This window comes from Streptosporangium sp. NPDC002524 (assembly GCF_040295985.1).
Classification (GTDB): domain Bacteria; phylum Actinomycetota; class Actinomycetes; order Streptosporangiales; family Streptosporangiaceae; genus Streptosporangium.
Window position 1 is genome coordinate 219,789 of record NZ_JBEOWK010000016.1, and the last position, 13,162, is coordinate 232,950.

General features: G+C 69.4%; 9 protein-coding genes and 1 riboswitch. Of the genes, 1 reads left to right on the forward strand and 8 read right to left on the reverse strand.

Features of this window, described 5'->3' with window-relative positions; translation table 11 throughout:
* Window positions 1–150: 150 nt before the first annotated feature.
* The 3 genes from ABT053_RS27205 to ABT053_RS27215 all read right to left on the reverse strand — a co-directional run bounded on the left by ABT053_RS27205 (window position 151) and on the right by ABT053_RS27215 (window position 3,715).
* Window positions 151–483 (reverse strand): histone-like nucleoid-structuring protein Lsr2, encoded by a 333-nt coding sequence (locus tag ABT053_RS27205; RefSeq protein ID WP_012895497.1) that lies wholly within the window; start codon window positions 481–483, stop codon window positions 151–153.
* A 1,291-nt stretch (window positions 484–1,774) separates the two neighbouring features.
* On the reverse strand, window positions 1,775–2,833 hold the full coding sequence (locus ABT053_RS27210) for an RDD family protein (protein WP_350972513.1): 1,059 nt from the start codon (window positions 2,831–2,833) through the stop codon (window positions 1,775–1,777).
* Between the two features lie 228 nt (window positions 2,834–3,061).
* Window positions 3,062–3,715: an amino-acid N-acetyltransferase gene (locus ABT053_RS27215; protein ID WP_350972515.1), complete on the reverse strand. Its 654-nt coding sequence runs from the start codon at window positions 3,713–3,715 to the stop codon at window positions 3,062–3,064.
* A 336-nt stretch (window positions 3,716–4,051) separates the two neighbouring features.
* Window positions 4,052–4,198: riboswitch (cyclic di-AMP (ydaO/yuaA leader) on the forward strand.
* An 8-nt stretch (window positions 4,199–4,206) separates the two neighbouring features.
* Here ABT053_RS27215 and ABT053_RS27220 point away from each other — a divergent pair.
* Window positions 4,207–5,256, forward strand: coding sequence for a C40 family peptidase (locus tag ABT053_RS27220; protein ID WP_350972517.1), 1,050 nt, complete (start codon window positions 4,207–4,209; stop codon window positions 5,254–5,256).
* 366 nt (window positions 5,257–5,622) lie between these two features.
* On the opposite strand, the gene ABT053_RS27225 is transcribed toward ABT053_RS27220, so the two are convergent.
* From ABT053_RS27225 to panC, 5 genes are all read right to left on the reverse strand, one after another.
* Entirely contained in the window at window positions 5,623–5,871 is a 249-nt protein-coding gene (locus tag ABT053_RS27225; protein ID WP_084195118.1) for a helix-turn-helix domain-containing protein, read from the reverse strand.
* Window positions 5,872–6,791: 920 nt separating this feature from the next.
* Complete coding sequence (gene lysX, locus ABT053_RS27230; RefSeq protein ID WP_502991867.1) at window positions 6,792–8,249, reverse strand: bifunctional lysylphosphatidylglycerol synthetase/lysine--tRNA ligase LysX; 1,458 nt, start codon at window positions 8,247–8,249, stop codon at window positions 6,792–6,794.
* A 378-nt stretch (window positions 8,250–8,627) separates the two neighbouring features.
* Window positions 8,628–9,410 (reverse strand): type III pantothenate kinase, encoded by a 783-nt coding sequence (locus tag ABT053_RS27235; RefSeq protein WP_350972521.1) that lies wholly within the window; start codon window positions 9,408–9,410, stop codon window positions 8,628–8,630.
* Complete coding sequence (locus ABT053_RS27240; protein WP_350972523.1) at window positions 9,410–11,965, reverse strand: L-aspartate oxidase; 2,556 nt, start codon at window positions 11,963–11,965, stop codon at window positions 9,410–9,412. The genes ABT053_RS27235 and ABT053_RS27240 overlap by 1 nt, the downstream gene beginning before the upstream one ends.
* Before the next feature lie 364 nt (window positions 11,966–12,329).
* Window positions 12,330–13,157 carry a pantoate--beta-alanine ligase gene (gene panC, locus ABT053_RS27245; RefSeq protein ID WP_502991868.1) on the reverse strand — a complete coding sequence of 276 codons (828 nt, stop codon included), beginning with the start codon at window positions 13,155–13,157 and terminating at the stop codon, window positions 12,330–12,332.
* Window positions 13,158–13,162 lie beyond the last annotated feature (5 nt).

Genomic DNA, 13,162 nt, shown 5'->3' on the forward strand with positions numbered 1-13,162 from the left:
TCCAACTACTTACGAGGGGCGGGATGTTCCCGCTACGCCGCAAGCGAACGACGTTTGTCTGTCGGCGAAACGCATCATGCGGTCATGGCCGCCACCGGACCCCACCGTGACCGCCATAACCGCATGATTCACTCGATCCGCTGAGCCGATCTAGTGAGCCGCTTCGTACTGCTCGACGATCTTGGAGGCGATTCGACCGCGCTCGCTGACATTAAGGCCGTGAGACTTCGCCCACGCCCGGATGTCGGCGCTCTTCTCTCGCGTGAGCGCCCGCGCTCCGCCTGCGCGGCGGCGACGGGGAGCCAGGGCGCCGGACCGGCGGGCGCTCTGCACGAAAGGCGACAGGGAGTCACGGAGCTTCTTCGCGTTAACGTCACTCAGGTCAATCTCATAGCTGGTGCCGTCAATCGCGAAGGCGACAGTCTCATTGGCCTCGCCCCCATCGAGGTCGTCGATGAGAATCTCCTGGATCTGCTTGGCCATCTACACAATCCTTTCGCGGGTATTGTTTCATTCGCAAGCTAAACATATACCCGCGATCGAAGAGCGGCAATTCCAGGAGCCCGGCGATTCTCACAGGCAACCGAGACTCGCAGTCGAGGCACCTGTGGATCAGCTCTTCTGCGACTCGGGGTCGGGTCGTTTTGCCGGACGCCGGCCGACGGCTTCACTCCGAAGTAGCTTGACGACTCCGAAGATGAAGGCCCCGCCGACGACCGCCGGGGGTATCAACGCGGACAATACGTCGTACATTCGTCCTCGCTCCGCACCGTGGGTGGCTTTCTGGGGACCATGGAAATGTGGCGGCGACTCCCGGGTCGCGCAGGCACGCCCGATCGGTCTGGAACCGCCCACAGATGACCATAGCGCCACCGGCCGGCGACGCGCGTCAGCAGGGGCGACCATGTCCGTCTCTCTCCAGCCTAATGCTTCTCTCCAGCCGCCTTACCGGTTGCGGTCGTAAAGCCGCGGGGAAAAACCGACAGGGCGATCAGGTGATCATCGCCGTCTCCGTAATACCAATGCCCGCCGGGTTCGCGGCCGCCGGGCCGTCGGCCCGCTCGTGCCGAAACCCCTGGTGAAGAGGTCTGCCCGCCGGGACGAACGACATCTCGCCGTGGAGCCGGAGATCGCCGCGGGCGGGTTCATCACGGGAATGCCCGCCCTTGACGGAACGCCCGGACGGAGAGCCGCTCGCTTCATCACCCCGGTGTGAGCGGATGTGACGCAAGCGTATGGAACAAGACGGATCTTCAACACTTTCTCGCCAAGAGTACGACCCGATCTGGCACGGAGTACATAGTCGTAGACCGTATAACCACCAAACACGATGAGCCCCTCGGACAACCCCGTCAACACCACGCGTCCCCGATCCGGATCCGTAAGAAGGCCTTCACCGGCTGTCCTGAACGCGCGGCGGAAGGCGAAGAAGAGAATCCGGCACGGGATCGCCGAGGATGCCGGAGGCACGCCGGGCCGACCATTCGGTGAGTAGTGCGCGAACCCCCGACGGCGGCGGATCCGGCATTGACGCCTCATAGGAGACCCACAGGCGCCGGTGGGCCCGTTGTGGGCACCGTACGCGAATATTCCGGCGAGCGGGGCGAGACTCGGTCATAAGTTCCCCCGCGTTGCTCAGGGCGCGGCAAATGGTTTTGCGCTTCCGTGGCCGTGGACCCCGAGACCCATACGGAGCCCCTAAGGCCCCTCGTTTTCTCCCCTGTACGCGAAAACGGGGCCGGCGGTTCAACCGCCGGCCCCGTTATTCGGGGAACTACTTGATCTTGACGACGACCGTCCCGGCCGCCTTGTCGTGCAGTGCCTGACGCAGCGGCTTGTCCCACAGCAGCCACAGCGCGTTCACCAGGGAGAAGATGTTGGCCACGTAGTTCAGGAACGGGACCCAGCTCAGGAGCTGCGGGCCGAAGAGCACCCCGGCGCGCTTGATCGCCACGTCGGAGCTGAGCCCGCCGGGCGGCAGCGCGCTGCCGACCGGCACGACCTTGATGCCCATGACCATCTTGCCGACCGTCTGCCCGCCCCGGCTGAGCATGAAGAACTCGTAGGCCAGGTAGATCGCCCCGGAGATCAGGGCGGTGAGCAGGCTCGCGAGGAACAGGCCGCTCGGCTCCGTGAAGGCGCCCGTCTCGGTGTTGAAGCTTCCCTGCGTGACGAGAACGGCGGTCATCACCGAGGTGATGATGAGCATCGGAATCGCCAGGATGATCCCGTCGACGATCCTCGCCACCAGGCGCTGCCACCACTCGGCGAGCGGGGCCGGGGCCCCGGGGGGACCGCCGTACGGCTGGCCGTAGCCCTGCTGCCCGTACGCGGGCTGCTGCTGGCCGTACCCCTGCTGGCCGTAGTCGGGCTGCTGGCCGTAGCCCTGCTGGCCGTACTGCTGCTGCCCGTAGTCGGGTTGCTGGCCGTAACCGGGCTGGGGCTGCTTCTGCCCGTAGTCGGGCTGCTGGCCGTAGCCGGGCTGCTGCTGGCCGTAGCCCTGCTGCTGGCCGTACCCACCCTGCTGGCCGTAGCCCTGCTGGCCGTAGCCGGGCTGCTGACCGTACGCGCCGGTCCCGCCCTGCTGGCCGTACCCCTGCTGCTGGCCGTAGCCCTGCTGCTCGTGGGAGGACTGCTGGCCGTAGCCGGGCTGCTGACCGTACGCGCCGGTCCCGCCCTGCTGGCCATAACCCTGCTGCTGGCCGTACCCACCCTGCTGGCCGTAGTCGGGCTGCTGGCCGTAGCCCTGCTGCCCGTAGCCCTGCTGACCGTATCCGGGCTGGCTCTGTCCGGGGCCGGTGTTCGGCTGTGAGGCCTCCGACCTGTACCCCACGACTGTCACGTCGGGGTCGAGTCCGCCAGGGCCTCGACCCGCGTTGTGCTGTCCGTAATCCGGCTGCCCCGACGGTGTGCGATCGCGGTCGGGATCATCCTGTGGATACGGCGGCTGTCCGGTGCTCACCGCGTCACCTCACTTAGACTGCGCATGTGGCAAATGTCAGACGCACATGCATGCTGCTGCACAAGGTATCGACATAGGTATCAACAGTCACCTTTCCGATCAGTCAGCTCTAAAGTCATCGGAGTCGGGCTCCCGTGTCAGATGCAGCAGCATCCGGGAGTTTCCCAAGGTGTTGGGCTTGACGTGTTCCAGATCGAGGAACTCCGCCACACCCTCGTCGTAGGAGGCGAGAAGTTCGGCGTAGACCTCCGGCGCGACGGGTGTGCCCTGGATTTCCCTGAAGCCGTGCCTGGCGAAGAAGTCGACCTCGAAGGTCAGGCAGAAAACCCGGCGCAGGCCCAGCTCGGCGGCCGTGCGAATGAGCGCGGAGACGATCCGGTGGCCGATCCCCATCCCCCTGCGGGTCGGATCGACGGCGACGGTGCGGATCTCGGCCAGGTCCTCCCACAGGACGTGCAGGGCCCCGCAGCCGATCACCTCGCCCTCCGCGTCGGTGGCGACCCAGAACTCCTGGACGTCCTCGTACAGGGTGACGGTGGCCTTCTCCAGCAGGCGCCGGCCGACGCCGCCGTAGGTGTCGACGAGCCGCCTGACGGCCCGGACGTCCTGGGTGCGCGCGCGGCGGACCGTGACCTCGGGGGCCGTCCCCGCTCCGGGCGAACCCCGCTCCGCCCCCGCGGATCCGGCGCGCCGCTCCCCGTCTCCGGGGGCCTGGATGACCGGCCCGGGAGAATGCTCAGCAAGCTGCTCCATGACCGTTCAGCGTACGTCCTCGCGGGTCTTCAATTACGGTTCACCCTTAACCCGCAGCTCGCAGGCCGCACGTGACCCTTGGAAGTCGCTTTACCACGCTCGGTGCACGGCACCTCCGGTGTGCCGTAGCTCACCTTTGGCACGGTCCCGGACCTGGGAAGACACCCGTCACACCCGTCACACCCGAGGCAAAGGCAGCGTAATGGCCATGTTGATCATATTGACGTGTGATCTTTTCGTGACACCTCAGTTGCGAAACCTCTACTGAATTCGCAGTTCTGGTTGAGCAGGAACCACGGGTGCACTAATCTCCGTGCTCGATGTCAGAGACGTAAAAAGCCTGACCCGCCGAATCCCCCCACGCAGGGAACCGGGGACCCACCACGTCCTCCGGGGTGAATCCGAGTGCCGACCGGCGCACCCGGTAGGGCTGCCTCCGGCCCGAACCCGTCAGCTAACCCGGTAGGCGGCCGAGGAGAAGGAGCCTGTTGGTGAAGCGCACGCGCGACCACGGAGGAGAGCACGCGGGTCACGACACCCGCCGCCGAGCACGCGCGCCACGAGGGCTGCGCCGCCGCATGGCGGTCGTCGGCCTGGCATTCGCCACCCTGACCCTCGGCACCCCGCTGGTGGCGGCCACCGCGGACCCCGAGCCCAGCCTCCAGCAGCTGGCCAAGCAGGCCGAGAAGCTGCACCAGGAGATCGGCGTCCTCGCGGAGCGCTACAACGGCGAGCGGGTCAAGCTCAGGCAGGCCCAGCGGGCCGCCGAGAGCGCCAAGAAGACCCTCGCGTCGAGCGAGTCCGAGCTGGCGTCCCGCCGCACCAAGGCCACCCTCCTCGCGCAGAGCACCTACATGTCGGGCGGCCTCAACTCCGGGCTCGCCTTCACGCAGGCCACCGACCCCGACACCTTCCTCGACCAGGCGACCACCAACTACGCGCTCCAGCAGCAGCAGAGCGAGGAGGTCGCCCAGGTGAGCCGGGCGATCGAGGCCGCCGGGCGGGCCCAGGCCAGCGCCAAGGCCAGGACCGCGGAGGTCAAGAAGATCCTGGCGGAGATCGACGGCAACCGGACCAAGATCGAGCGGCTGGTCGACCGCGTCGAGAGCGACCTGTTCAGCGAGGTGCGCACCAGGGCCGTCAGCAACAGGGGCGCCCGGGTGAAGACGAACGTGCCCATCGTGGGCAGCGGCAAGGCCGCCGAGGCCACCCGCTGGGCGCTCACCCAGCAGCTGAAGCCGTACGTCTGGGGCGCCGAGGGCCCCAACTCCTTCGACTGTTCCGGCCTGGTCATGTGGGCCTACCAGAAGGTCGGCATCAGCCTGCCGCACTACACCGGCGACCAGTGGACCGCGGGCACCCACGTCTCCAGGAACGAGCTGCGCCCCGGCGACCTGGTCTTCTTCTACAGCGACCTGCACCACGTCGGGATCTACATCGGCGCGGGCCTGATGGTCCACGCCCCCCAGACGGGTGACGTCGTCCACATCGCCACGATCGACAACCGCCCCTTCGCCGGAGGCGTCCGCATCGCCGCCTGAACCGGCACCGGCGACCGGATTCCCGTACGCCCGGACCGGGGGCGCACGTGGTCGAACCGGAAACGTTCACGGCGGAACAGGGGACGCACGCGGCAGAACCGCGAACCACACGGTCGAACCGAGAACGCGCGCGATCGGACGTGGTTGAACCGGAAACGCACGCGGTCGGACCGGAAACGCATGCGGTCGGACCGGGAACGCACGTGGTCGAACCGGGAACGTACACGGCGGAGCCGGATCGACGACCGGATCTGATAGGCGGGTGGGCGGCCGACGGATCGACCGGCGTACGCCCGTGTGCGGGCCGGGCACGTGTCCGGCCCCGCACGCGTGTCCGGCCCGACCTGCCGGACACGCGGCGGTGTGTCAGATCAGGCGGCGGCGCGCTGCCCAGGCCACTGCCTCGATGGCCGTGGCAACGCCGATGCGGTCGCAGATGCCTCTGAGCCTGCGTCTGACCGTCCGGCCGCTGATGTCGAGGCGACGCCCCACCCGATCGACCGTGACACCCTTGGCGAGCTCAGCCAGCAGCACGAGGTCGTCGTCACTGAGACCGATATCGCTCATGCCCAGGGGGCTGTCGCCATGGCGTGAATCCACTTCTGGATATGCCATCAAGAGTCACTCCCCCCACTCTGGAAACCGGGTGCGAGACGCCGGAAATGAATACCGTCCGCCAGGAACGGTAAACGCCTTGTTCAAAGGTCGTCAAGTTCCACTCTTCATAGCGTGCGTCCAGTATTGACATAGCAGGCGCTACGTGAAGTACTCATGATATGTCAGTGCCTTTGCGGCTATGTCATGATCGAGCGCAGGCACGAGCCGGCAAGCACCCCCTGGCTGCGGAGACCGAAGTCCTGGCAGAACAAGGTTTCGCCGGAACCGCAGGCCCGCCGGACACCCCGAAGCCGCCCCCTCGGGATCCGGCCCGCCCGCATTTCTCGGAAAAAATTGATCTCTTCCCGACGCTCTCCGACGGCCATGCCCCTGCTACCTTGACGGCACCCCATGAAAAACGTGGAAATATGAGGGTCAAGCGTACAGCTTTGCGGCATTCGCGAAGTACCGCGTGGTGACGACGGGATGCCCGAGCGATATTGGACGTGCTGGAAAGGGATTTCTGCACCATACGGAAATGCGTCCCCTATTGCGCGGAACCAGCGGGAGCATGAACCCATCCGGCATTTCCCGCCCGCCGGGTCGGCCCCGGTGCCCCGGGGCGTTTCCCTGAAGACCCACCCCGATCCGCTCCCCGAGGACCCACCCCGATCCGCGGGAATCCGCGAGGACGCCCCGCCCTGGAGCTCTGGAGCCTTGGAGCCCCGGAGTCCCGGAGTCCCGGACCCTGTCCGATCCCCGGAGCGGTGGCCGGGGTCGCCGTCCGGCCCGTTCCCGGCACGCCTCCGCCCAGGGGCATGCCGAGGCGACGCGGGACGAGGCGACGCGGCCTCTCATGACGGTGGCGCCGGGCCCGTCACCGACGGGCCCGGCGCCACCGCACCGCGAGAACGTCCTTCCGCACCGCCCCAAAGGGCTCAGGCGGTCGGCTTGACCAGCGGGAACAGGATGGTCTCGCGGATGTTCCTGCCCGTGAAGGCCATGATGAGGCGGTCGATGCCGAGCCCCATGCCGCCGGTGGGCGGCATCGCATATTCCAGGGCCGTGAGGAAGTCCTCGTCAAGCTGCATGGCCTCGACGTCGCCGCCCGCGGCGAGCATGGACTGCTCGGTGAGACGGCGGCGCTGCTCGATCGGGTCGTTCAGCTCCGAGTAGCCGGTGCCCAGCTCGGTGCCGAAGCCGATCAGGTCCCACTTCTCGGTGAGGAGCGGGTTGTCCCGGTGGATGCGGGCCAGCGGGGAGGTCTCCAGCGGATAGTCCATGACGAACGTGGGCTGGACGAGCGTGTGCTCGACGAGGGCCTCGAAGATCTCCTGGACCAGCTTGCCCTGACCCCACTTGGCGTCCCAGTGGATCTCCCGCGCGTCCGCGAGCTTGCGGACGTGCTCCAGGGGCGTCTCGGTGGTGACCTCCTCGCCCAGCGCCTCGGAGACCGACCCGTACAGGGTGATCCGCGGCCACTTCGCCAGACCGAGGTCGATCTCTTGGCCCTCGTGGACGACCACGGAGTGACCGAGGGCGGCCAGCACGGCCTTCTGGATCATCCGCTGGGTCAGGTCGGCGATGTCGTTGTAGTCGAGATACGTGCCGTACGCCTCCAGCATCGTGAACTCGGGGTTGTGGGTGGAGTCCGCGCCCTCGTTGCGGAAGTTGCGGTTGATCTCGAAGACCTTCTCCAGCCCGCCGACCACCAGCCGCTTGAGGTAGAGCTCGATCGCGATGCGGAGGTAGAGCTCCATGTCGTACGCGTTGATGTGGGTCTTGAAGGGCCTCGCCGTGGCTCCGCCGTGGATCGGCTGGAGCATCGGTGTCTCGACCTCCAGGTAACCCTCCTCGTGCCAGAAGTCGCGGACGGCCCTGACCACGGCGCTGCGGGTGAGGGCCATCTTCCTGGCCTCGTCGTTGACGATGAGGTCGACGTAGCGCTGGCGGACCCGCGCCTCGGGGTCGGTGAGCCCGAGGTGCTTCTCCGGCAGCGGGCGCAGGCACTTCGACGTGATCGCCCAGCGGTCGGCGAGGATGGACAGCTCGCCCCTGCGGGAGGTGATGACCTCGCCCTCGATGCCCACGTGGTCGCCGAGGTCGACGTCGCGCTTCCACGCGGCCAGGGACTCCTCGCCCACCCGGTCCAGGGAGATCATGACCTGGAGGTCGCCGGAGCCGTCGCGGAGGGTGGCGAAGCAGAGCTTGCCGCCGGTCCTGGACAGCATCACCCGGCCGGTGACGCCCACTTTGTCGCCCGTCGCGGTGTCAGCGGAGAGATCAGCGTATTTCTGGCGGATCTCGGCGTTGGTCGCGGTGCGCGGGAAGTTCACCAGGTAGGGTTCGACGCCCTCGGAACGGAGGCGGTCGAGCTTCTCCCGGCGCACGCGCATCTGCTCGGGCAGATCCTCGGCGGGATTCGTCACGTCATCGGTCACAGTTCCAAAGGGTACCGATGTGGCGAACCTCGTGAGTTCGCCGGTCGCGCGGCGCGGGAACCCGTCGGGAACAGGCCCACGTGAACCCGTCCTACGGCGCGGGAACCGGCCCCGCGCACGGAAACCCACCGGGAACCGGCCCGCGCGAGCCCGTCCCGCAGCACGGGAACCGGCCCCGCGACACGGAAACCGGCATTACGTGCGCAAGCCCGCCCTACGGCACGGGAACCGGCCCCGCGCACGGAAACCCACCGGGAACCGGCCCGCGCGAGCCCGTCCCGCGGCACGGGAACCGGTCGCGCGACACGCGGAGCCGGTCGTGCCGCGCCGCCCTCAGGGGGCGTTGCGGTGGTAGATCAGCCGCAGGCCGATCAGCGTGAGCCAGGGCTCGTGCATGTCGATCGAGCGCGCCTCGCTCACCACGAGCGGCGCCGCGCTGCCGGTGGCGACCACGGTGACGTCGTCGGGGTCGACGGCGAGCTCGGCCGCCATCCGCTCGACGATCCCGTCCACCTGACCGGCGAAGCCGTAGATGATGCCGGCCTGGAGCGCCTCGACGGTGTTCTTGGCGATCACCGAGCGGGGGCGGATCAGCTCCACCTTGTGCAGTTGCGCCCCAGCCGCGGCGAGCGCGTCCACCGAGATCTCGATGCCGGGGGCGGTCACCGCGCCGACGTACTCCCCCTTGGCGGAGACGGCGTCGAAGGAGGTCGCGGTCCCGAAGTCGACGATGACGCACGGGCCGCCGTACAGCTGGATGGCCGCCAGCGCGTTGACGATGCGGTCGCTGCCGACCTCCTTCGGGTTGTCCATCCGGACCGGGACCCCGGTGCGGACGCCGGGCTCGACGATCACCGCGTTCACGTCGCCGTAGTAGCGGCGGCACATCTCGCGCATCTCGTTGAGCACCGAGGGGACGGTGGAGCAGATCACGATGCCGTTGACGTCGGCGCCCTTGAGCAGCGGCGACTGCCCGAGCAGCCCCTGGAGCACGACGGCGATCTCGTCCGCCGTGCGCCGGGCGTCCGTGGCGATCCGCCAGTGCTCGATGACGTCCTCGCCCTCGAAGAGCCCGAGAACGGTGTGGGTGTTGCCGACGTCGATGGCAAGCAGCATCAATTCCCCCGAAGGTCCAAGGCGATGTCCAGCGCCGGCGCCGAATGCGTGAGCGCGCCCACGGCAAGGTAGTCAACACCTGTTTCGGCCACGTCGCGAGCGACCTGGAGGGTCAGCCCCCCGCTGGACTCCAGCCGTGCCCGGCCGGCCACCAGCCGTACGGCCCGCGCCAGCTCCTCGACGGTGAAATTGTCCAACAGGATCTCCTCCGCTCCCTCGGCCAGCACCGGTTCGATCTGGTCGATCCGGTCGACCTCGACCTCGATCGGCAGGCCGGGATAGGCGTCGCGGACCGCACGGAACGCCTCGGCGACCCCGCCCGAGGCCACCACGTGATTGTCCTTGATCAGCGCGGCGTCCGAAAGCGACATCCGGTGATTGGTTCCGCCGCCGCACCGGACGGCGTACTTCTCCAGGGCCCGCAGTCCGGGGAGCGTCTTGCGGCTGTCCCTGATCCGGGCTCCGGTGCCCTCGACGGCCGAGACCCAGCGGCCGGTCAGGGTGGCGATGCCGGACAGGTGGGTGAGCAGGTTGAGCGCGGTGCGCTCGGCGGTCAGCAGGTCCCGGGTGAGGCCGGTGACGGTCATCAGCACGTCCCCCCTGGCGACGCGCTCGCCGTCCTTGACCCTGCGCTCGGTCACCAGGCGGCCCCGGCTGAGGTGGGAGAACGCGCCCTCGGCCACGGCGAGCCCCGCGACCACGCCGTCCTCGCGGGCCACCACGTCGGCGGTGGCGGTCTGGTCCGCGGGGATGGTGGCGGCGCTGGTGACGTCTCCCGCCTCCCGCAGGTCCTCGGCCTCGGCGGCCTCCAGGACCGCGGCCACCACCGCCGGGTCCAGGCCCGCCTCGGCCAGGTCGTTCTCCACCTGGGGCGGCAGCGCGGTCACGCGCCGCCCGTGCGGTACGTATGTCATGGCGGGTCCCTCCGCTGTCAGGGTGGTGTCGAGGTGGCCCAGCCACCAGGCGTCGTCGCGCTCGGGGAAGTCCTCCCGCCAGTGCGAGCCCCGGGTCTCCCGGCGTTCGCGGGCGGCCGCCACGAGCGCGGAGGCGACCGTCAGGAGGTTGGTGGTCTCCCAGGACTCGGTGCAGGGCTCGACGGTCACCGGGGTCCACCTGAGGTTCAGCAGGGCCCTGGCGACCTCTCCCAGGGACTCCTGGCCGCGCAGCACGCTCGCGCCCCGGCTCATGTGCGCCTGGATCCTGCTGCGGGCCCTGGGGTCGATCAGGCCGGTGGGCCGGCCGTCGGGAGCCGGCTCGCCCGCCACGGGTGTCGCGTTCCCGGCGCGCGCGGCCCGTACGGCGTGGATGTCGGCGGCGATGCGCCCGGCGAAGACCAGGCCTTCGAGCAGGGAGTTGGAGGCGAGCCGGTTGGCGCCGTGCACGCCGGTGCACGCGACCTCGCCGCACGCGTACAGGCCGGGCACGCTGGTACGGCCGCGCAGGTCGGCGCGGACGCCGCCGCTGGCGTAGTGGGCGGCGGGCGCGACGGGGATCGGCTGGGTGACCGGGTCGATGCCGTGCTCCAGGCAGACGGTGTGGATCGTCGGGAAGCGGGTGCGCCACTTCTCCTCGCCGAAGTGGCGGGCGTCGAGATAGACGTGGTCGGCGCCGCTGGCGCGCATCCGCCGCATGATCGCCTTGGCCACGACGTCGCGGGGGGCGAGGTCGGCGAGCTCGTGGACGTCCTCCATGAACCGGGTGCCGTCCGCGTCGACCAGCACGGCTCCCTCGCCCCTGACCGCCTCGGAGATCAGCGGCTGCTGGCCGGTGGAGTGCTCGCCGAGCCAGAGGACGGTCGGGTGGAACTGGACGAACTCCAGGTCCCTGACGACGGCGCCCGCGCGCAGCGCGAGCGCCACCCCGTCGCCGGTGGAGACGACGGGGTTGGTGGTGGCGGCGTAGACCTGTCCCATGCCGCCGGTGGCCAGCACCACGGCCCCCGCCGTGACCGCGCCCACCCCGTCGCGCTCGCCCTCGCCCATGACGTGCAGGGTCACCCCCGCGGTACGGCCCTCGGCGTCCTTGAGGAGGTCGAGGACGAGCGCGTGCTCGATCACCTCGATCCCCGACTCCGCGACGGCCTGGACGAGCGCCCGCTGCACCTCGGCACCGGTGGCGTCGCCGCCCGCGTGCACGATGCGGTCGCGCCGGTGGCCGCCCTCCCTGGTGAGCTGGAGCGCTCCCGAGGCGTCGGTGTCGAACCGGGCGCCCACCGCGATCAGGCCGCGCAGCGCGTCGGGTCCCTCGGTCACCAGGATCCGGACGGCCTCCTCGTCGCAGAGCCCGACTCCGGCGACGAGCGTGTCCGACAGGTGTTCCTCGGGGGTGTCCCGCGGGTCGAGCACGGCGGCGATGCCGCCCTGGGCCCAGCGGGTCGAGCCGGACGACAGGACGTCCTTGGTGACGACCAGGACCTTCGCCCCGGGGTCGAGGGCGGCGTATCGCAGCGCCAGGGTGAGGCCGGCGACGCCGGAGCCCACCACGACCACGTCCGCCCGTACCGTCCAGCCCGGAGCGGGAGCGGTCAACCTCTGGGGAATGGCCGGGATGCTCATAGCCGCCTCCTCGCGGGGTTCATTAGAGGCTGTTCATTTCGTCAGTGTGACGATAACGCGGCCCCCGAAGCGACTGTTCCCCGGGGTGGGACATTTCGCCTGAATGGTGAAATCACCGCAGTTCGGGGACGCGCCTGGCGATCACTCATCGGTCACCGGGCACCACCGGCCGCTCACCGGTCGCTCGTCGGCCGCCACGGCCCGCTCACCGATCACCGGCGATCACCGGCGATCACTCGTCGGCCGTCGCCGACCACCGGCCACACGCTCACCGGTCAGCGCCCGGCCGCCCGTCAGCCGTCAGCCACCGGTCATCGGTCCGCCGCTCACCGCTCGCCGGTTCCCATTGGCAGGCGGCCGGAGGTCAGCCGACGCCGAGTGTGACGTTGTCGATCAGCCTGGTGGACCCCACCCTGGCGGCCACCGCGAGGATCGCCTCACCCGTGTGGCCGTCGCCGACCTCCGCGAAGGTCGCGGGGTCGACCAGGACCAGGTAGTCGAGCGCCAGCGACGGCTCGGCCTCCAGGACGGCGAGCGCGGCCCGGCGGATCTCCGCGGGCGCGCGCAGCCCGGACCCCGCCGCGAGGGCGCGGGACAGGGCCAGGGCCGTCACCCGGTCCTCCGGTGACAGGTAGCGGTTGCGGCTGGACAGCGCCAGGCCGTCCGGCTCGCGGACCGTGGGCCCGCCGACGATCGAGACCGGCAGGTTCAGGTCGGCGACCATCCTGCGGATCACCGCGAGCTGCTGGGCGTCCTTCTGGCCGAACACGGCCACGTCCGGCTGGACCAGGTTGAACAGCTTCAGCACCACGGTCAGCACGCCGTCGAGGTGGCCGGGCCTGAACTCCCCCTCGACGACCGAGCCCATCCCGCCCGCGGAGACGCCGACCTGCCTGTCCGGCAGGTACATGTCCTCCGCCGAGGGGGCGAACACGATGCCCACGCCCTCGGCCTCGCAGGCTTCGAGGTCGGCGTCGAACGTACGGGGATAGCGGGAGAAGTCCTCGGCGGGCCCGAACTGGAGCGGGTTCACGAAGATGCTCACCGCCACGTGCGCGGCCCTCTCGCGGGCCAGCCTGATGAGCGAGCGGTGCCCCTCGTGCAGCGCGCCCATGGTCGGCACGAGCGCCAGCGCGCTCCCCCCGGGGGAGGCGCCCACGCCGATCCCCAGTGTCTCGCGGGCCTTGAGCAGCCCTG

What these genes read in the sequence shown, in the direction of transcription:
- ABT053_RS27235 (WP_350972521.1), bottom strand. Translation starts at nt 9,410, where the DNA reads ATGCTGCTTGCCATCGACGTCGGCAACACCCACACCGTTCTCGGGCTC.
- lysX (WP_502991867.1), bottom strand. Translation starts at nt 8,249, where the DNA reads ATGCGCGTGCGCCGGGAGAAGCTCGACCGCCTCCGTTCCGAGGGCGTC.
- ABT053_RS27240 (WP_350972523.1), bottom strand. Translation starts at nt 11,965, where the DNA reads ATGAGCATCCCGGCCATTCCCCAGAGGTTGACCGCTCCCGCTCCGGGC.
- ABT053_RS27225 (WP_084195118.1), bottom strand. Translation starts at nt 5,871, where the DNA reads ATGGCATATCCAGAAGTGGATTCACGCCATGGCGACAGCCCCCTGGGC.
- ABT053_RS27205 (WP_012895497.1), bottom strand. Translation starts at nt 483, where the DNA reads ATGGCCAAGCAGATCCAGGAGATTCTCATCGACGACCTCGATGGGGGC.
- ABT053_RS27215 (WP_350972515.1), bottom strand. Translation starts at nt 3,715, where the DNA reads ATGGAGCAGCTTGCTGAGCATTCTCCCGGGCCGGTCATCCAGGCCCCC.